The organism is Aquabacterium sp. (assembly GCF_049317225.1).
Classification (GTDB): domain Bacteria; phylum Pseudomonadota; class Gammaproteobacteria; order Burkholderiales; family Burkholderiaceae_C; genus Aquabacterium.
The window spans coordinates 41,280-61,068 of the sequence record NZ_JBMOIR010000006.1; the positions used below are offsets into that span (position 1 = coordinate 41,280).

Annotated in this window: 17 protein-coding genes and 1 tRNA gene; 4 read left to right on the forward strand and 14 right to left on the reverse strand. The window is 57.3% G+C overall.

The genetic code is table 11. The features are described 5' to 3' along the window. Positions 1–5 precede the first annotated feature (5 nt). The gene (galU, locus tag ACOYNB_RS06345) at positions 6–878 is read left to right on the forward strand and encodes a UTP--glucose-1-phosphate uridylyltransferase GalU (protein ID WP_422838279.1); all 873 of its coding nucleotides are present in this window, start codon (positions 6–8) and stop codon (positions 876–878) included. A 60-nt stretch (positions 879–938) separates the two neighbouring features. Here galU and ACOYNB_RS06350 read toward each other — a convergent pair whose 3' ends face one another. The 7 genes from ACOYNB_RS06350 to ACOYNB_RS06380 are packed head-to-tail and all read right to left on the reverse strand — an operon-like array spanning position 939 to position 8,348. Then, positions 939–1,496, reverse strand: coding sequence for a shikimate kinase (locus tag ACOYNB_RS06350; RefSeq protein WP_422838280.1), 558 nt, complete (start codon positions 1,494–1,496; stop codon positions 939–941). A 1-nt stretch (position 1,497) separates the two neighbouring features. Continuing rightward, positions 1,498–3,201, reverse strand: a complete 1,704-nt coding sequence (locus ACOYNB_RS06355) for an invasin domain 3-containing protein (RefSeq protein WP_422838281.1) — start codon at positions 3,199–3,201, stop codon at positions 1,498–1,500. Between the two features lie 36 nt (positions 3,202–3,237). Further along, the gene (pilQ, locus tag ACOYNB_RS06360) at positions 3,238–5,403 is read right to left on the reverse strand and encodes a type IV pilus secretin PilQ (protein ID WP_422838282.1); all 2,166 of its coding nucleotides are present in this window, start codon (positions 5,401–5,403) and stop codon (positions 3,238–3,240) included. Between the two features lie 23 nt (positions 5,404–5,426). Next, the gene (locus ACOYNB_RS06365; RefSeq protein ID WP_422838350.1) at positions 5,427–5,954 is read right to left on the reverse strand and encodes a pilus assembly protein PilP; all 528 of its coding nucleotides are present in this window, start codon (positions 5,952–5,954) and stop codon (positions 5,427–5,429) included. After that, positions 5,954–6,643: a type 4a pilus biogenesis protein PilO gene (locus tag ACOYNB_RS06370; protein WP_422838351.1), complete on the reverse strand. Its 690-nt coding sequence runs from the start codon at positions 6,641–6,643 to the stop codon at positions 5,954–5,956. The genes ACOYNB_RS06365 and ACOYNB_RS06370 overlap by 1 nt, the downstream gene beginning before the upstream one ends. A gap of 8 nt (positions 6,644–6,651) precedes the next feature. After that, the gene (locus ACOYNB_RS06375; protein ID WP_422838283.1) at positions 6,652–7,314 is read right to left on the reverse strand and encodes a PilN domain-containing protein; all 663 of its coding nucleotides are present in this window, start codon (positions 7,312–7,314) and stop codon (positions 6,652–6,654) included. After that, complete coding sequence (locus tag ACOYNB_RS06380; RefSeq protein WP_422838352.1) at positions 7,311–8,348, reverse strand: pilus assembly protein PilM; 1,038 nt, start codon at positions 8,346–8,348, stop codon at positions 7,311–7,313. Before ACOYNB_RS06380 ends, ACOYNB_RS06375 begins: the two co-directional genes overlap by 4 nt. A gap of 284 nt (positions 8,349–8,632) precedes the next feature. On the opposite strand from ACOYNB_RS06380, the gene ACOYNB_RS06385 reads away from it, so the two are divergent. Next, positions 8,633–11,050, forward strand: a complete 2,418-nt coding sequence (locus ACOYNB_RS06385) for a penicillin-binding protein 1A (protein WP_422838284.1) — start codon at positions 8,633–8,635, stop codon at positions 11,048–11,050. Positions 11,051–11,061: 11 nt separating this feature from the next. On the opposite strand, the gene cyaY is transcribed toward ACOYNB_RS06385, so the two are convergent. Continuing rightward, the gene (gene cyaY / locus ACOYNB_RS06390; RefSeq protein ID WP_422838285.1) at positions 11,062–11,415 is read right to left on the reverse strand and encodes an iron donor protein CyaY; all 354 of its coding nucleotides are present in this window, start codon (positions 11,413–11,415) and stop codon (positions 11,062–11,064) included. Positions 11,416–11,587: 172 nt separating this feature from the next. Here cyaY and lysA point away from each other — a divergent pair, with 172 nt between their 5' ends. Beyond that, on the forward strand, positions 11,588–12,859 hold the full coding sequence (lysA, locus tag ACOYNB_RS06395; protein WP_422838286.1) for a diaminopimelate decarboxylase: 1,272 nt from the start codon (positions 11,588–11,590) through the stop codon (positions 12,857–12,859). Positions 12,860–12,994: 135 nt separating this feature from the next. Here the strand turns inward: lysA and ACOYNB_RS06400 are convergent, their stop codons facing one another. The 3 genes from ACOYNB_RS06400 to ACOYNB_RS06410 form a co-directional block, all read right to left on the reverse strand. Next, on the reverse strand, positions 12,995–14,323 hold the full coding sequence (locus ACOYNB_RS06400; RefSeq protein ID WP_422838287.1) for a porin: 1,329 nt from the start codon (positions 14,321–14,323) through the stop codon (positions 12,995–12,997). Positions 14,324–14,476: 153 nt separating this feature from the next. Then, entirely contained in the window at positions 14,477–15,901 is a 1,425-nt protein-coding gene (locus ACOYNB_RS06405) for a porin (RefSeq protein WP_422838288.1), read from the reverse strand. A gap of 174 nt (positions 15,902–16,075) precedes the next feature. After that, positions 16,076–17,131 carry a porin gene (locus ACOYNB_RS06410; protein ID WP_422838289.1) on the reverse strand — a complete coding sequence of 352 codons (1,056 nt, stop codon included), beginning with the start codon at positions 17,129–17,131 and terminating at the stop codon, positions 16,076–16,078. Between the two features lie 205 nt (positions 17,132–17,336). Between ACOYNB_RS06410 and ruvB the strand changes: the two genes are divergently transcribed. After that, positions 17,337–18,431 carry a Holliday junction branch migration DNA helicase RuvB gene (gene ruvB / locus ACOYNB_RS06415; RefSeq protein WP_422838353.1) on the forward strand — a complete coding sequence of 365 codons (1,095 nt, stop codon included), beginning with the start codon at positions 17,337–17,339 and terminating at the stop codon, positions 18,429–18,431. 18 nt (positions 18,432–18,449) lie between these two features. Here the strand turns inward: ruvB and ACOYNB_RS06420 are convergent, their stop codons facing one another. From ACOYNB_RS06420 to ACOYNB_RS06430, 3 genes are all read right to left on the reverse strand, one after another. Beyond that, complete coding sequence (locus ACOYNB_RS06420; protein WP_374257400.1) at positions 18,450–18,689, reverse strand: sulfurtransferase TusA family protein; 240 nt, start codon at positions 18,687–18,689, stop codon at positions 18,450–18,452. A gap of 27 nt (positions 18,690–18,716) precedes the next feature. After that, on the reverse strand, positions 18,717–19,619 hold the full coding sequence (gene cysM / locus ACOYNB_RS06425; RefSeq protein ID WP_422838290.1) for a cysteine synthase CysM: 903 nt from the start codon (positions 19,617–19,619) through the stop codon (positions 18,717–18,719). Between the two features lie 76 nt (positions 19,620–19,695). Continuing rightward, positions 19,696–19,780: transfer RNA gene (locus ACOYNB_RS06430), tRNA-Leu, on the reverse strand. Positions 19,781–19,789 lie beyond the last annotated feature (9 nt).

Here is a 19,789-nt window from a genome sequence, read left to right on the forward strand (position 1 = left end):
TACCCATGAGCATCATCACCAAGGCCATCTTTCCGGTGGCCGGACTGGGCACCCGTTTTCTGCCCGCGACCAAAGCACAGCCCAAGGAAATGCTGCCGGTCGTTGACAAGCCCTTGATCCAGTACGCGGTCGAGGAAGCCTACAACGCCGGCATCCGCGAAATGATCTTCGTCACCGGTCGCCACAAGCGCCCCATCGAAGACCATTTCGACACGGCCTTCGAACTGGAGTACGAGCTCGAGCAAGCAGGCAAAAACGACTTGCTCAAGCTGGTCCAATCCATCAAGCCCGCCGACATGGAGTGCGTGTTTGTGCGCCAACCCAAGAGCCTGGGCTTGGGACACGCCGTGCTGTGCGGTGAGCGCCTGGTGCGTGGAGAGCCCTTTGCCGTGCTGCTGGCCGACGACCTGATGGTGGGCGAACAACCCATCCTCAAACAAATGGTCGAACAGTTTGAGCAACTGCACGGTTCGGTGTTGGCTGTGCAAGAGGTCCCGGCTGAGCAAACCAAACGCTATGGCATCGTGGCTGGCACCATGGTCAACGACCACATCATGGATGTCACCCGCATCGTCGAGAAACCGGCTCCCGAGGTGGCACCATCGCGTCTGGGTGTCGCGGGGCGCTACATCCTCACCCCGGCCGTCTTCGAGCAGATTCGCATCCAGCCACGCGGCGTGGGCAACGAAATCCAGTTGACCGACGGCATTGCCGGCCTGCTCGCCAGTGAAAAGGTCTACGCCTACCGCTACGAAGGCAAACGCTACGACTGTGGCAGCAAGGAAGGCTTCCTCGAAGCTAACGTGGAACTGGCCTTGACCCACCCACAAGTCGGTGGCTGGTTCCGCGACTATCTCCAGAAACTGAAGCTGGACTGATCCACGCTATTCAGTATCCCCAAGAAAAAAGGGGCCTCAGTAATGAGGCCCCTTTGTCATTCATGCGGATGCGGGTCTGTCTGCCATGGGTGATGGCGGGAGTTTGCCCTCCACCTCCAGCTGCATGATGATCATGTTCACCAAGGTGGCCACCGTGGGCCGCCCGGTATCGACCGTGTAATGTGCGACCTCCTCGTACAGAGGATGGCGCTGGTCGTACAGCTCACGCAATTTGGCCAGCGGATCGGCAACCTGCAGCAACGGACGTTGCGTGTCATGCCGCAACCGGCGGAACAACTCGTCCGGTGAAGAACGCAAATAAATCACCGTGGTTCGATCACGCAGATGCTCACGGTTGACCGGGCGAAGCACTGCCCCGCCACCGGTTGCCATGATCAACGGCCCATCTGCATACTGAGTCAACTCGTCAATGACGCGTTGCTCCAGGTCGCGGAAGGACGTTTCGCCAAACTGCTCGAAATACGAACGGATCGGCATGCCGATCCGTTCTTCCAGAACCGCATCGGAGTCGAGGAACCTCGCCCCGATGCGTTTGGCCAGTTGCCGCCCAACGGTGGATTTACCACCGCCGGGGAGGCCGACGAGAGAGATCACCACGTTAAGGCGCAGTCACTTCGTTAGGAGGAACTGGATTCTGGCAAGGTGTCAGCGTGGTACCCGATGCGATCACCGTTCCATCGGGCATGGTCTGAGCCGACGTCAGGGTGACGCTTTGATAAACCACACCATAGGGGCTGGTTACAAAAGCGGGAGCGCCATCTGCCGTCAAAGCCGCAGCAGGAAACGGCGCCCATTCGATCCAGGAGGTTCTTCCTTCACTGCCATCAACAGAGCCAGCCACATTCAACGAATACTTGACCCAAGAGGCAGAGCTGCGTGGGTAGGTCACCTTCAGCAACACACGCCCATTGGCATCTGTCTTACCAGTAGAACTCGATGAATCAAACGCGACAGCCACGTCCGCCTTACGGGGGGCGAGTTGCAAATCGTGATTGAGGTCCTCACCGGAATCCAACGTCGCATTGCGGTTAGCGTCTTCGTTCGTGCAGATGTACGCATTACGGTTAGCGTACTGGTCACCATAAAAGTAACCCTTACCGTACATCAGCAGGTCCAGTTGGGGCGTAATGGTGACACCAGACATTGCGCGCCCAGCGGCATCCACCACTTGGACCACAAATCGCCGGTAGTAAACCAAATCCGTATCGGTATAGACGTTCTCGTCGCTACCGATGGTCACCGACACCGCCTGCGACGTGACAGTCAATGTACTGGATACTGCGTTGGCTCCTCCGCACACGACATCAGCGGGCACGCCAGTGGTTGAATAACAGGCCCGAATTGTGACCCCATTAGTCGGGCTTGGGATAGAGCCAGGAATATACGAAGTCGTGGCATATCCGTTGGCATCGGTGTAAACGTTGTTCACACTGAAAGAGCCACCAACTGAGTTTGGATCTCCTGCCAAATCAAACTTGACTCGTACGTTTGCCAAGGCGTTGTTGGATGCACCTTTAAACAGGGCGCGGACAACAGCGGAGTTACTCGTCGAACTAGAGGAGTTGACGGTTACCACCGTCGGATTGATATCCATGGTTGCAGAAGCCGGCGCCGCAGAGTCTGGGATTGTGGTTCCAGAGGCCTGCACCAATACATCCTGAGAAACAGTTGCACCCGCAGCCGTAGCAGTGACCGTGAAGGTGCCGTTCGTTGACGGAGCAGTATAGGGGAATGTGTATTCACCACTGCTATTGGTCGCACCCGTTGCTGTACCACCGGCAGACGTCACGACCTCGACCGTTTGCCCCGTCATCGCGTTGGACTGCGCGTCTAACAGTCGGAAGATCACACTGGAACTTGCACCGGGGGACACAACTGCCGAGCTAGCCATTGCACTCAACTTCGCCCCGGTCACAGACAGGTAAGCCACAGCAGAATTTTTGCCGTCGGTTGCCTTGATCGTAATCGTCCGGTTGGACTTATTGGAGCCCAACTTGATGACGGCAGTATTCTGCCCCGCCGTGTCAGTCGTCGAAGTCGTCTGGGTGTAGATCCCACCAGTCACCTCATAAGAGATCGCCACACCAGAAACGGTCTTGCCTGAAGAGTTCAGCGCGGTTACGGTAGCCGTCACACCTGCGGTGTCAGTATTCAGCACCGAAGCCGCACTCAACTCGATCTGCAGTGATGCCGCAGACGAAGAGCCAGAATTAAACGGAGAGGTCCCCGCCCCACCACCGCCACCACAAGCGGCAAGCAAACTCGCAGAAGCGAGCGAAATCAACCAATTTTTCCAGCTCATGCTTTCCCCTAGAAAGGAATCTAGTCGTTCTTCAGATCAGCGCAGAGAACCCTTGTCCGACACCACCTTGGGTGTCAGGAAGATCAACAGTTCAGAGCGACCAGACGAAGCCGAACGAGTCTTGAACAGGTTACCCAACACTGGAATATCACCCAACAACGGCACCTTCGTTTCCGTGCTGTTTTCCGTCTGCATGAAAATACCACCGATCACGACCGTGCCGCCGTTCTCCACCAAAACCTGGGTTTGAACGTGCTTGGTGTCAATGGCGTAACCCGCTGTCGTGATCTGGCCAACGCTGTCCTTGGTCACATCCACATCCAGAATCACACTTCCCTCAGGAGTGATCTGTGGTGTCACCTCCAACTTCATGTTCGCCTTGCGGAAGGCGATGGCTGTCGCACCAGACGAGGTCGCAGTTTGATAGGGCAACTCGGTACCTTGCTCAATCAAGGCCTTCACTTGGTCTGCCGTGATCACTCGTGGACTCGAGATGATCTTGCCTTTGCCATCCGCCTCCAGTGCCGACAACTCCAAGTTCAGGAAACGGTTGGAATTGGCACCGAACAACGACAGCGCAATGGAGGACGCCGTGTAGCCATTGATACCTGACGCGGGCAAGTTCACAAAGTAACTGTTAGGCGTGTAACTGCCCGAAGTCTGAGTGGCTTGCAAGGTTTGTTCACCGACACCTTGATAAGTACCGGTGATCGCCACGCGGTTGTCACCACCGACACCAAATCCAGGCGTACCGCCACGGAGACCACGCAAGTCAACAGCCCCCAACTTAACGCCCAAATTGCGGCCAAACGTATCAGTCGCCTCCACAATCCGAGCCTCAATCAACACCTGACGAACAGGAATGTCGATCTTCGAGATCATCTGCTGAACTTCTTCCAACTTCGATGGAATGTCGTTCACGAACAGTTGATTCGTACGAGTCTCATAAATCACCGTGCCGCGTGGCGACAGAATGCGGGTTTTGGACCCTGCACTGCCCCCACTGCTGTCACCCGTCAGCCCCTTGGCGATGTCTTCCGCCTTGGTGTAGTTCAACTGGAATGACTGTGTACGCAACGGCTCCAAGGCCGCGACTTGGGCCTTCGCCTCCAGATCAAGCTTTTCCTTGGTGTTGATCTCGTCCTTCGGCGCAATCCACAACACGTTGCCGGACTTGCGAACGCCCAAGCCCTTTGCCTGAAGAATGATGTCCAGCGCCTGATCCCACGGCACATCCTTGAGCCGCAAGGTCACGTTACCTGTCACGGTATCGCTGGTAACCACATTGAAGTTGGTGAAGTCAGCGATGACTTGCAGCAAAGCACGAACTTCGATGTTCTGGAAGTTCAACGACAGTTTCTCGCCCGCATAGCCAGGCCCCTGCGTCAGCTTGTTGGGGTCTTGCTTGCGAGGTCGAACCTCCAAGACGAACTGGTTGTCGCTCTGGTAAGCAGAATGCTCCCAGTCCCCCTTGGGCGAGACTAGCAACTTGACCTTTTCGCCGGCTTGTTCGGCCGTCACCGTCTGCACCGGCGTTCCGAAATCGGTCACGTCAAAACGGCGCTTCAGACGCTCAGGCAAGCTTGCGCGCAAGAACTCCACCACCAGGTTTTGTCCCTGCTGTTTGATATCCACGCCCACTTGACTGTTCGGCAATTCAACAACGACGCGCCCCGAACCATCTTGTCCACGACGGAAATCCAAGTCCTTCAGCGCCATCGTGCTGACATTCTTGTTTTCGGCGAAGTGAACCGTATCCTCTTTAACTGGCTTCTTCGCTGTCACCGCAGCAACTTGCTGAACGGCTTCTGGCGCGGTACCCGATGCTGGATCAAGGACCAACAGAAGCGACTTGCCCTGCAATTGAGCCCGGTAAGTCGTTGCCTGCTTCAGGCTCAACACCAAACGGGTGCGATCGCCGCCTTGCGCGACGTTGACCGTTCGGACATTACCTTGGTTGACCTCAACCATGTTGCGTGGCAGGTTGCTGCTCACGCCAGGCAAGTCAATGGCGATACGAGGAGGCGTCTGCACCACGAAGCCTGCCGGCACAGATGCCAGGGGCTCGGACAACTCAATGCGAATCACCTCGCCATTGCCCTGCTGCCCGCTGGTGATCGCTTCGATGGCGGCAGCAGCCCAAGTCAGGGACGAGACCATGGCCAAAGACAGGCCAGTCATCGCAACACGCCACGATTTCATATTCATAGTCTCCAGCTTCGTCTTCATCGTCCACCCTCCTGCAACTGCAGGGTGGTTGGACGTTCGATCCATTCGCCTGCTGCGTCTTGCACGATCTCGCGCAATGAGATTTCAGTTTCGGTGATCTTCAGGATCTTCCCGTAATTCTGCCCAAGGTAGTCCCCCACCTTGACCTGATAAAGCAAGTTATCGACCTTCAACAAGGCGTAAGGCAGTCCCTTGCGCGCCACACTGCCAACCATCGTCATGGCGTCGAGCGGGAAGGCCTCCAGAGGCTCCTTACGACGGTTCAACTCTGCAGCCACGGCGGAGTTGGGTTGTCGCGCCTCTTGGCGCAATGCGCCCGACAGCTTTTGGGTACTGAAGGGCTCAGAGCCCTCCATGCCCGCATACGCCTGAGGGTGGAACTTCTGCGGTGGAGACAACGGTTGCACAGTCGGCTGAGCCTCGTGCCGTTGCTGATCCATCCATGCCTGCAACTCATCCTGCTCGCCACTACAGGCGCCCAGAGTTACCGCTGCAATCAAGGCAACGCAATGAGCTTTACGCATCATTTCTTGTTCCCTTTCTTGGACTTATCCTTGTCCGAACGCATCGCATCAACCTCTGCTGGATCCAAGTAGCGATAGGTCCGCGCAGTCGCCTCCATGTACAACTGCCCGGAAGTGTCTTTCGCGTTGATGTTGGCGATCTGCAAGTTATGCAAGGTCACGATGCGCGACAGATTGGCGATATCGCCGGTAAAAGCACCGATGTCGTGATACCGCCCCGTGACACGGATCGAGATTGGCAACTCGGCGTAGTAATCCTTGACGACCACTTGTCCCGGACGGAACAAATCGAAATCCAAGCCGCGCCCCAACCCTGCCTGGTTGATATCAGAGAGCAACGCATCCATCTCGGCCTTACCCGGCAACTGCTTTTCCAGTTGTTTCACGTACTCTTCAACCTGAATCCGCTGCTTGCGCAACTCGCCCAAGTTGATGGCTTGAGCAACCTTGGAGCGGTACTCCTCCTTCAGTTGAGGCTCTTTGTCTCGCTCGGATTGCAACTCGTCACTCTGCCCCGACAACAACAGAGTCCAAGCTATGGCAAGCACTGCCAAAGCAGCAAACAAGAATGCGGCCAGCTTTGGAAGAATCGGCCACTGCCCCGGTTCGTTGGGATTCAGCCCCTGAAACTGAGACTGTGCTTGCTCAAACAGAGCATTCAGGTCGATATTCAAATTTGGATTAGCCATATCAAACCTCAAGGCAGACTCGCTGCAGGGGCAGCAGGTTTGGGCGCAGAGGCCGTTGGGACCTGCTTGGCAGCGCCACTTGCTGCAGAGGCCGCAGCCGAGACATCCTGAGGCCGCTTGAGTCCAACCTTGACGGAAAACTCAAACAGACGCTTGTTGTCTCGTGCATCCTTGGCATTGGAAACCTGCGCTTTGATCTCTTGAAGTTCCGGGTGCTCCAGCCACTCCGAATTGGTGTTCGTGTTCCGCAAAAACTCCGACACTCGCTCGTTGGACTGAGCGACCCCGGAAACCATCACGCTTTGCCCATCTTGTTTGACAGCCGTCAGATAGATGCCTTCCGGCGTCTGGCGCACCAACTCATTGAGCAAATAGACAGGCATGTTGCGGTCAGTCTGGAGATCTTCCACAGCACGCTGACGAGCCTTCAACGCCTCGATTTCACCCTTCAAGGTCGAAACGTCTTTGATTTCCTCGTCCAACTTCTTGTTCGCCGCCACCAAAAACGCATTGCGCTCCTGCTGCGCGGAAATCATCTGCTGCTGGACCCCGTACCAGAGTGCAGCAATCACTGCTCCTGCCACAACAGAAATGCCCAACCCGACAAAAAAGGCCTGCTTACGCAGCCGACGCTTTTCTTCGCGGTGGGGCAGAAGGTTAATCAAAATCATGCGAGGAACCTCCGCATGGCCAAGCCACAAGCGGTTAGATAAGACGGCGACTCACGACGCAACTTACTCTCACGCACAGCAGAACCAAGCTTCATGCCTTCGAATGGATTCACTACCATGGCAGCAAACCCGGTCAGTTCTGTCACGCGGTCCTTGAGGCCAGGCAAAGCTGCCGTGCCACCGGCCAGCATGACGTAATGAACCTTGTGGTGGGGGGTGCTGGTAAAGAAGTACTGCAGTGCACGCCCGATTTCCTGAGACAAGCTGTCAACAAATGGACTCAGGATCGTTGACTGGTAGTCTTCTGGCAGATCGCCGTTGAGCTTCTTGGCTTCTGCCTCCTCAAACGAGAAACCGTACTGTCGAGAAATCAGTTGCGTCAATTGAGCGCCACCAAACGCCTGATCGCGGTCGTACAAGAGTTCGTCGTCTCGCAACACTTTCAAGCTGGTGTTCTCAGCACCAATCTCGAACAGCGCGATCAACGCATCCTTCCCTTCGCCAGGCAAGGTCTCCACCAGTCGACGCACAGCCAATCGTGATGCATAAGACTCGATGTCCAATACAGCAGGCTTCAGCCCAGCTGCTTCTGCCAACGCCTGTCTATCCTGAACCCGATCCTTACGTGAGGCGGCAATCATCACCTCGACATCACCGGCAGATGTCGGGCTCGGCCCCGCGACACAGAAATCCAGACAAACCTCGTCTAGTGAGAAAGGGATGTACTGGTTGGCTTCCGCCTCCACTTGCATCTCCATCTCTTCTTCGCGCAAGCCTGCAGGCAGCATGATCTTTTTGGTGATCACTGCCGACTGAGGCATCGCCATGGCGACCTGCTTGGTCTTCACGCCACTCTTGGCAACGACCTTGCGAACAGCCTCAGCCACTTCGTCGAATTTTTCGATCTGGCCGTCAGCGATCCAGCCCTTCTCGAAGGGCTCAGAAGCGAATCGATCCAATACATATTCGCCAGACGCAGTCTGGCTCAATTCGACCAGCTTCACGCTCGATGAACTGATATCCAGTCCGATCATTGGCGGATGCTTGCGGCCCAAGAGCGTGTCAAGAAAGCTCACACCGTCCTCCATGCGCCGTCCCTGACGCTGGAAAGTTAATAAACCACTTCAATGCTATCAGCAAAGGTTTTGACAATGAAAGGCGTTAATGCAGGAGAAATCCCAAGCTCGTTGCGCCTTGCACACGCCTTACAGACAGTTGCAATTGAGCGACATTTGTGCCACACGTCTATGCGTACCCTGGTCAAAACGGGGCTGGGCTTAGGTTTCTATAATCTCCGCACCATCCTGCCGCCCTCCCCATGAGCGATTCTGAACAACAAGCATCCCCCCCCACCCCTGCCCCCGAACGCGCTCAGCGCGCCCAGCGTGCATGGTGGTGGACATGGATCATCAAACCCGTGTTGGTGCTGGGCGGGCTTGGTATTGCCGGCGTTTTTGCCGGCGTGTGTCTGGCTGCGATTGGCTTGGCTGTGGCGTACCCGAATCTGCCAGAGGTGACAGGCCTGGCCGACTATCAGCCAAAGATGCCGCTACGTGTCTACTCCAGCGAGCAAGTCCTGATCGGGGAGTTCGGAGAAGAGCGTCGCCAGTTTTTGCCGATCGCAGAAATCCCCAAAGTGATGCGCGACGCCGTACTGGCGATCGAAGACGCGCGTTTTTATAAACACGGTGGGGTCGATTACGTGGGGGTAATTCGCGCCGGTTTGGCTAATTTCGGCGAGTCACGGAGTCAGGGCGCATCGACGATCACGATGCAGGTGGCGCGAAATTTCTACCTCCCAACGGAGAAAACTTTCACCCGCAAGATCTACGAAATTCTGCTCGCGCTCAAGATCGAAAGCCTGCTCAGCAAGGACCAGATTCTTGAGTTGTACATGAATCAGATCTACCTTGGACAGCGTGCCTATGGATTTGCAGCGGCCAGCGACACTTATTTTGGCAAGCCGCTCAAGGATATTTCCGTGGCTGAGGCGGCCATGCTCGCGGGGCTACCCAAGGCCCCCTCAGCCTACAACCCAGTCCGAAACCCGAAGCGCGCAACGATCCGGCAGCAATACATCATTGATCGCATGTATGAGAACGGCTTCATCAACGCTGAACAGCGAGAGGCAGCCAAGGCCGAAGTCCTTCACTATCGGACCAAGGCCCCTATTGCCATTGAAGCAGCGTATGTCGCTGAGGCTGCACGCCTGCTCATGCACGAGCAATACGGCGCCGATGCCTATACCCGCGGCATCAATGCCTACACATCCGTCAACATGACGGAACAAGTCGCTGCGTACAAGGCGCTTCGAAAAGGCTTGCTGGATTTCGACCGCCGTCAATCCTGGCGGGGCCCCGAGGCCTATGTTGACCTGCCGGATGATCCCCATCAAATGGATGTTCGCATCGCTGAGGCCTTGGAGGATCACCCGGACAGTGAAGACATTCGCGCAGCCATCGTCACGCGCGCAGAACCGAAGCAACTGGTTGCTGTGCTTCAGTCTGGAGAACAGCTGATCATCGGTGCGGAAGGCCTGAAACTTGTAGGCAACGCCCTGACCGAAAAGGCGACACCGAAGCAACAGATTCGCCGAGGTGCTGTGATCCGTGTTCTGAAGGACAAAGATGACCGCTGGTCGGTGGTTCAACTGCCGCAAGTTGAGGGGGCTTTTGTTTCTTTGGACCCTCAGACTGGACTCATTCGCGCACTGGTGGGCGGATTTGACTTTGACCGCAACAAGTTCAACCACGTCACTCAGGCTTGGAGACAACCTGGGTCCAGCTTCAAGCCTTTCATTTACTCCTCTGCGCTGGAAAAGGGCTTCACACCCGCCACCGTGGTCAATGATGCCCCACTGTTCTTCGATGCCGGCACGACCGGCAGCCAAGCGTGGGAGCCCAAAAACTACGACGGCAAATTTGAGGGCCCCATGACGCTGCGCCGTGGTTTGGCCAAGTCCAAAAACATGATTTCCATTCGCGTGCTGCGCTCAGTCGGCGCCAAATATGCGCAAGACTGGATTACTCGTTTTGGTTTCGATGCAGACAAGCATCCTGCATACCTGACCATGGCACTAGGGGCTGGTTCCGTGACACCCTTGCAGATGGCCGGGGCTTATGCCGTGTTTGCGAACGGCGGCTATCGCGTGAACCCTCAGTTGGTCTTGAAAGTCACAGACAACCGGGGCCACACGCTGGTCAGCTACCGCCCGACACCTCTGGACGAAAGCATGCGCACCATTGATGCGCGCAATGCATTTGTGATGAGCAGCTTGCTGCAGGAAGTGACGCGATCTGGCACCGCTGCCCGGGCACAAGCCACCCTCAAACGCCCCGATCTTTACGGCAAAACGGGCACGACCAACGACTCCATGGATGCATGGTTCGCAGGCTACACCGCGCACAACGTCGCGGTGGTCTGGATTGGCCACGACCAGCCCAGAAAACTTGGGGACAAAGAAACCGGTGGTGGCTTGGCGCTGCCCGTCTGGATTGATTTCATGGCCACAGCCTTGCGCAATGCGCCCGTCGAAGAGCCGACGCCACCTGAAGGGGTGGTCAATATTGGTGGCGAGTGGTTTTACGAAGAGTACACATCCGGCACGGGTGTCCGCGAGTTAGGGCCTGAAACCGGCGAAGGCACCCACCCGGCGCCAGCACCGACCACCGATGCCGAGAAAAAAGGCATTCTGGATCTGTTTGGCGACAAGCCGCCTCACGGCGGTACGCACTGATTGGTAGTCACTTAGAACGTCAACGGAGTCTGCGCTTGCTCCGTGGCACACGCAGACAGAACGGCAAAGAATTCCTCACCCGTTTTGGTGTCCATCCAGCGCCCATCGATGCCCAAACGGAAATGAAAGCCGCCCTTGCGCGCAGCAAGCCACAATTCGTGCAATGGCGGCTGGGCATTCACGATCAACTGCGAACGGTTTGGCATCGACAGCGTCAGCATGCCTCCGGTGCGCGCAGCATCGATGTCCGCCACATCGTCTTCCAGCCACTTGTCCACCGTTTGCTCAATGCGCGCCAAAGCGTCTCGGATCGCGGCATCGTATTGCGCGTCACTCAAACCGGAGGGCGTGGCAACTGTGGACATCTGAGCTTCCTTAGAATGTGGGGATGAATCGCAAGCCGACAATTTTACGAGCCCTGCTGACCGCAGCCTACGTGCTGGCAATTGCCCTTCACGCCGGCTGTGGCATGAAGGGGCCGCTGTATCTGCCCGCCCCCGCTCAAGCGGCCTCGCAACCCCAAAATACCTCTGCACGATGACGCTCCCCGGCTCCCCCTTTTTCGCCTTCAAAGACCAGGACCTGTACCTTGACGACGTGCGCTTGCGCGATTTGACGCAGCAATACGGCACACCGCTGTATGTGTACTCGCGCAAGGCCATGCTGGCAGCACTGGCGCCCTATCAACAGGCGCTGGCTGGGCGACAACACTTGGTGTGCTTCGCGGTCAAGTCCAACTCCAACATCGCTGTACTGCAAACATTTGCGCAAGCGGGATGTGGATTCGACATCGTTTCGGGCGGTGAGTTGGCTCGTGTACTCGCCGCTGGCGGTGACGCCTCCAAGGTTGTTTTCTCGGGCGTTGGCAAGACGCGTGCTGAGATGCGCCTGGCATTGGATGCTGGCGTGCGCTGCTTCAATGTCGAGAGCACTGCTGAACTTGAAGTGCTTTCACAGGTGGCATCTGAACTGGGCAAGACGGCGCGCGTGAGCCTGCGCGTCAATCCAGACGTCGATGCTGGCACGCACCCCTACATCTCGACAGGCTTGAAAGGCAACAAGTTTGGTGTGGCGCATGAACAGGCCATCAACACCTACAAGCGTGCTGCAGCATTGCCGGGCATTGAAGTGACGGGCATTGACTGCCACATCGGCTCGCAAATCACCGAAGTTGCCCCCTACCTGGATGCGCTGGACCGCGTTCTGGATCTCGTTGAGGCCATCGAAACGGCTGGGGTTCCCATTCACCACCTCGACCTGGGCGGCGGCCTCGGCATCACCTACACCGACGAGACACCGCCCGGCGCAGATGAGCTGATCAAGCAATTGCTGGCGAAGATTGATGCGCGTGGTCATGGCCATCGAGAACTGGTGTTCGAACCCGGTCGCTCGTTGGTGGGTAATGCTGGTGTGTTGCTGACGGAAGTCATGTTCTTGAAGCCCGGCGAGAAGAAAAACTTCTGCATCGTCGATGCGGCCATGAATGACCTGATGCGCCCCGCGCTGTATGAGGCCTACATGGGCATTGTGAATACCCATCAGCGCGAGGGTGCCCCTGAAGTTTGGGACGTCGTCGGCCCGGTTTGTGAGTCCGGTGACTGGCTGGGGCGCGATCGCAGCTTGACCGTGCAGCCCGGTGATGTGCTGGCCGTGATGTCAGCCGGTGCATATGGCATGACCATGGCCAGCAACTACAACACGCGTGGCCGTGCAGCCGAGTTGATGGTCGATGGGAACCTGGTTTGGTTGATCCGCGAGCGCGAATCTGTCGACGCACTGTTTGCGCTGGAAAAACTGATCAAGAACTGACGGACCGATCCTTGCTGCAACGCATCGCGCCTCCCACGGGAGGCGCTTTTCATTGTGCAGGCAGAGTGTCAAGACGACTGAATGAAAAAAGCCGCCCGAAGGCGGCTTTGAGTTCAGACTCAAGCAGTTGCCTGATCAGAACTGGTGGCGAACACCGATGGCCAGCATACGGGTCGTGTTGCCGATGTTGGCGCCAGCGCCCGAGAAGAATGGTGTTTCTTGCGAACCCAGACCAGTCAAAGCAGGCAGAGGACCACCGTTCACGCCATACCCCAGCGTGTTGAGTGTGGCGTTGCCAGTGTTGGCTTCCTTACCGGCATCATCCTTAGCAAAACCGAAACGCACGTAAACCTTGGTGCGCTTGGAGAAGTTGTAGTCACCGATCAGCATCAGGGCCGTGTCTTTGCCTTCTGAGAAGTTGGTGAACTTCGTCAGAGCATATTGAGCACCAACCGAGAAATCACCAATCGGATGCTTCACGCCCAGACCCAGGGTGTTGGTCTTGATGTCGGAACCATCATCCATCTCGTACTTGCCAGAGTGGAAGATACCGGACACTTGCGTACCCAGACCAGGCACGGTGTACTTGGCACCAATCGCATAAGAAACATGCTTGTCCAGGTTGAACAATGCGGTGTACGTGCTGCTTGTCGCGTTGTACGAACCGGCCGTTGCATTGCCAAACTTGTTCATGTGGTACGAAGCGTTGACCAGCAGCGCATCGTTCACAGCATAGTTTGCGAACAAACCGATTGCCTGACCGCGACCACCTTGATCAGCGGCTTCGGTACCAGCTGTAGCGCCGCCCAGGATTTGCCCGGTGGAGCTTGTCGAGGCAGGAGCGCGCATCGAAGAAATCTTGTCAGGCACACCAGCTTGAGGCGAGTACGACAGGGCAGCCGTCAAGCCACCGGTCTTCACCCAGTAGCTCATTTGGTTGTCTTGGCGGATTTGCAGGTTGTTGGTCACCAGACCAAAGCCTTGCAGATCAGCGCCACCCAGCGCTTCTACCGTCGAAAACGCGAAGGTATAGAACATCGGGGCGTATTGGCGACCCAGGCGGATCTCACCGACTGGCGTGGTCAGGCCAACAAATGCTTGGCGCCCCCACATGCGGGAGTCTTGGCCGTTTTGAGCACCAGAATCGATACCCATTTGACCTTCCAGCACAAAGCTGGTCTTGTAACCGCCGCCGATATCCTCGGAGCCCTTCACACCGAAGGCGCTAGAGGAAGAGACGCTAGGAGTCACGCGCACGACGTGGCTTTCCGCACCCACGGCAGACACAGCCGAGGGATTCAACGACCACACGGTGCCGGCAATCTTGCCGGAGCCTTTGGTCGCGCTGTCAATGGCAACGTCCAAGTTACCGTACAAGGTGACGCTAGATTGGGCGAAGGCTGCACCGGCACCCATCGTGGCCAGAGCGATCGCAACTGCTTTGGTCAGTGCGGTTTTTTGCATGCGAAATCTCCTAAACACCCCTCTGAATGAGGGTCCACGAAATAGTGCCCGTAGCCATTCAATCGACACACCCTCGTTTCTGCTAGGTTGTCGCAATTTGTCTACACGTAAAGTCGCTGCATCGAGGGCATTGTTCGGGTCATGTGAGACGAATCAAAACTGATGCCGCACCCCAACCGCGATCACCCGAGATGTCGCATCGATGTTGGCACCACCTCCGGCGAAGAACGGCACTTCCGTTGAGCCAAAGCCGGTCAGGATCGGTACAGGCCCGCCAGTGACCGTCGGTGTGATCTCGCCAATGGGGCCGGGATAGGTGTTCGTTTCCAGTCCGGCGGGGCGTCCGCCAAGGTCACGCAACCATCCCAGCCTGGCGTACAGCTTGGAGCGCTTGCTCAGGTTGTAGTCACCCGAGAACATGGCCGCCATGTCCTTGCCTTTGGTGAAATTGGTGAACTGGCCGTACGCCACCTCTGCACCCACGGCAAATTGCTGGATCGGCTGCTTCACACCAGCTGAAAACACGTTGATCTGAATGCTGGGCTGATTGCTGGATGCGTCGTTGCGGAACTTGCCATTCAGCATGTTCATCGCCCAAGTCGTACCGACGATGGGATCGGTGTACTTGGCGCCAACGGCGACGGAATGGAATCGATCGAGGTCAACCAACCGCATGGCCGTCAACGCATCGACCACTTGCGCATTGCCAAACTTGTTCGCATGCCACGCCGCCGTGACGTTCAAGGCAGGCGACAGGGCGTAGTTCACAAACAGGCCAGCTGTTTGACCTCGCCCACCTGTACCGTTGCTCTCTGCCCCCGCAGAGGCACCACCGATAATCTGACCGTTGGCGCTGCCTGCGACGGCCGCAGGCGCTCGCGCGCTGCTGACACGGCTGTCAACGCCCCCATTGGGGCTGGCCGCCACCGCAGCTGTCAGCGCCCCGCATTTCATCCAGTAGCTCACGGCGTTGTCCAAACGGTTTTGCAGCGAGTTCACCACCATGCCAAAACCCATGAGATCGGACGCACCCAGAGCCTCGACCGTAGACATGGCGTAGGTGTAGAACATCGGCGCGTATTGGCGCCCCACGCGCACCTCACCCACCGGCGTGGTTAGCCCAACATACGCCTGGCGCCCCCACATGCGGCTGTCTTGGCCACCTTGGGCGCCTGTGTCGGTGTTGAACTGCCCTTCCAGGACGAAGGCCGTCTTGTAGCCCCCACCCAAGTCCTCTGCGCCTTGGATGCCCAATGCGTTTTGTGAGGCGATGCTGGGCGTGATGCGTGTGAGTGATGAGTGGTTGGCGTAGGCCGCCCGCAACTTGCCCGAGACCAACTGATAGGTGCCGGCGTAGTTGCCGCCTTGTGCGGCCGCTGCCGCTGCAGCCAGAGAGGGAACGACAATGCTGAGATAGGTGTTGTCAGCGATGCCCCCCTGGCCCTTATGGACGTAGTCCACCGCCGCATCAACGTTGCCATACATGCTGAGCGCCGCATGCGCCGAGGATGCCATCCATCCAAGGATGAACAGGGCCAATGCGCCTCGAGCCGTGGGCGCTTGATACTTCTTTTGCATAAAACCTCCTGTTGCGTCCGAAGGTACAACCCAAGACGCGTGGCGCCGGTTGTACCAGTGGATGCACGCGCAGCATCGTGGCTGTCGTGACCCAGAGACATCCAAACAGGTGGCTCAGAAAATGAAAAAGGGAGCCGAAGCTCCCTTTTGAACGTTGAAATTCGAAGGATCGAATTAGAACGAGTGGCGAACGCCAGCTGCCACGGCACGGGCAGTCTTGCCGTTGGCAACGGCTGCACCGAAGTTGATGGCGGAACCAGTGTCGTTGTTCACGTTGGTGAACAGACCGTACAACGAGGTACGCTTGGACAGGTTGTACACGCCCTTGACGGTCACGATTTGCACGTCGGAGTCAATCTTGGTTGCCACAACGTTGCGAGCGATCGAAGCACCGGCCGTCAGCGTGAAGGCAGGAGACAGGGGCACAGCAACCTTGGCGCCGGTCACAGTCAAACGACGCGAACCAGTGGCAGCAGCGCTCAGGTTGGTTTCGGTGTCGTAGTAAGCGGTGACCTTGGCCACGCCGAAGTCATAGCCAGCGTAGCCCAGCGTAGCGTTGGACTTTTGCTTGCTAGCAGCAGCTTGCTCGTCACGAGCCAGTTCGTAACCCACGCCAGCGGACAGAGGGCCAGCAGCGTACTTCACAGCCAGGCCATAAGCCTTGGATGCGGCGCCGTTGGCAGCATCGCCCACAGCTTCAGTACCAGTCGTTGCCGAGGCACCCACAGCGGTGGTGTATTGCAGCGAAGCGGTCAGGCCAGGAATGACGGTTGGCAGGATGTAGGTGATGGCGTTGTCGGTACGACGATACAGATCGCCACCGCGGGTCTTCACAACCTTCAGGTCGTCATAGGCTTGGGCGCTCAGCACGTTGCCAGCGATGTCGCCGATCGGGGTGTCTTGACGACCCAGACGCACTTCGCCGAAACCGCCAGCCAGACCCACCCATGCGGCGCGGTCGAAGAAGCGGGTGTTGCCTTGAGCACCGGTGTCAACCTTGACGTTGGACTCCAGAACGAAGTTGGCCTTCAAGCCGCCGCCGATGTCTTCGGTGCCCTTGAAGCCGATGCGCGACGAAGACAGGTTGTCAGAGGCAACGCGAGTCAGCGTTTGAGTGCCCTTCACGCTTTCAACGGAAGCGTCCAGCACGCCATACAGGGTGACGGAGGATTGAGCAAAAGCAGCAGAAGAGGCGGCGATAGCGGCCAGAGCCAGCAGAGTCTTTTTCATGGACTTCTCCAAAGTTGATCCAGATGCTTCAGCGCTATCTGGTGTTTATATCTGCGCACACTTTTGGTGCAAGCAGAGCGCTGAGAACGTGCTCATTGCAGCAGAAATTTATGAACCTGTTTATGACAGCGATGTCATAAGCACCAAACCGGGACTCATTTCGTTGTCATGTGGCAACACCCTCCTACGAAGAGATAATGCTTGCATGAGCATCCAAACCGACGATTTCAACCCTACTCGCAGAGGGAAAAAGGCCTCGACCGCCGAATTTGAGGACGCTTCGGCGTCACGGATGGTGGAGGCAACTGTGACATCTCAGGGCGAGGATGTGTTGGAGCGCGCCTTGCGGCCCAAGGATCTGGAAGAGTACGTCGGCCAGGAAAAAGCACGTGAGCAGTTGGAAATCTTCATTGGCGCGGCGCGTAAACGACAAGAAGCGCTGGATCACGTCCTGCTGTTTGGCCCCCCTGGACTGGGCAAAACCACGCTAAGTCACATCATCGCAACGGAACTCGGCGTCAACCTGCGTCAGACCTCAGGCCCCGTGCTTGAGAAGCCAAAAGACCTTGCTGCCATCCTGACTAATCTTGAGCGCAACGATGTGCTGTTCATTGACGAGATTCACCGATTGAGTCCTGTCGTAGAAGAAATCCTCTACCCGGCGCTGGAGGACTATCAGATTGACATCATGATCGGCGAGGGGCCTGCTGCACGCTCGATCAAGCTGGACTTGCAGCCCTTCACGCTGGTTGGGGCCACGACACGGGCCGGCATGCTGACCAACCCTCTTCGGGATCGTTTTGGCATCGTTGCCCGCCTGGAGTTTTACTCCGCGTCCGAATTGCAGAGAATCGTGACGCGATCAGCCAGATTACTGGGGGCGCCGATCGATCCTGATGGCGCCATGGAAGTGGCCAGGCGCTCACGCGGCACACCGCGGATCGCCAACCGATTGCTGCGCCGCGTACGAGACTATGCCGAAGTCAAAGGCACGGGACGCATCACCAAAGACATGGCCGACAAAGCTTTGGCCATGCTCGACGTCGACCCCGTTGGCTTTGACATCATGGATCGCAAACTTCTGGAGGCGATCATCCACCGCTTTGATGGTGGCCCCGTTGGTCTGGACAATGTGGCAGCGGCCATTGGCGAAGAGCGCGACACGATTGAAGATGTGATCGAGCCTTACCTGATCCAGCAAGGCTACCTTCAACGCACGCCTAGAGGGCGCATTGCCACGGCGGCTGCGTACAGGCACCTTGGTTTGCTCGCACCACAAGGTGGCGACCTTCTGGGCTAAGGACGGAAAGAGGCGGCCTTAGCGTCGACGCAGGAAGTGGGTGTATTCGTCACCCGCTTCTGTGTGGTGTGCCTGCTGGTCGAGCAGGTCATTGCCCGTCTGGCGAGCAAACGCCTGAAAGTCTCGGACAGAGCCGGGATCGGTTGCCAGCACCTTCAGCACCTCACCGCTCTGCATGTCTGAGAGCGCCTTTTTGGCTCGCAAGATAGGCAGTGGGCAAGTCAGGCCGCGTGCATCAATTTCTTTATGAGTGTCCATGGCAGTACTGGCTGTGGGCGTTGATCGTCAGGCGGGGAAGACACCTGTGGAAAGATAGCGATCACCTCGGTCGCAAACCACAAACACGATGGTGGCGTTATGGAGATTCTGCGCCAATTGCAGAGCAGCCCAGCACGCTCCTGCCGCCGAGATGCCGCAGAAGAGGCCTTCTTCGCGTGCCAAACGTCGCGCCATTTCCTCGGCATCGACTTGGCTAACGTGAATCATCTCGTCCACACATGACGGGTCATAGATCTTGGGGAGGTAGGCCTCCGGCCACTTGCGAATGCCTGGAATGCGGGAGCCATCCTGCGGCTGTGCACCGACAACGCGAACGGACGGGCTTTGCTCTTTCAGAAATCGCGAGACGCCTGTGATTGTGCCGGTCGTCCCCATGGCACTCACAAAGTGAGTGATCTGCCCTCGCGTGTCAGCCCAAATCTCAGGCCCAGTGGTGTCGTAATGCACTGCGGGGTTGTCTTGGTTGGCAAACTGGTCCAGCACCACGCCCTTGCCCTCTCGCACCATTTGGTCGGCCAAATCACGCGCGTACTCCATGCCTCCGCTTTTTGGCGTGAGGATCAACTCAGCACCGTAGGCCTTCATGGTCTGAGCACGTTCGATGCTCAGATCTTCCGGCATGATCAACACCATTCTGTAGCCACGGATCGCTGCGGCCATGGCCAAGGCGATGCCCGTGTTACCAGATGTGGCCTCAATCAGGGTGTCACCCGGCTTGATCAGTCCACGCTCTTCCGCGCCCCGGATCATGTTGATGGCCGGACGATCTTTCACGGAGCCCGCGGGGTTATTACCCTCCAGCTTGGCCAGAATGACATTGCCGCGCGCATCACACTCGGCACCCGGCACACGCTGCAAACGGATGAGCGGCGTTTTGCCAATGGCGTCTTCGAGTGTTGGATAGATCATTGCAGCCTCGTTTCAGCAAATAAAAAACCCGCATCGTCAGGCGACGTGCGGGTTACGGCTTACCTGAACGATCAGGTGGTGCCCCGGGACGGACTCGAACCGTCACTCCTTTCGGAACCGGATTTTGAATCCGGCGCGTCTACCAATTTCACCACCAGGGCAGGTGCTTT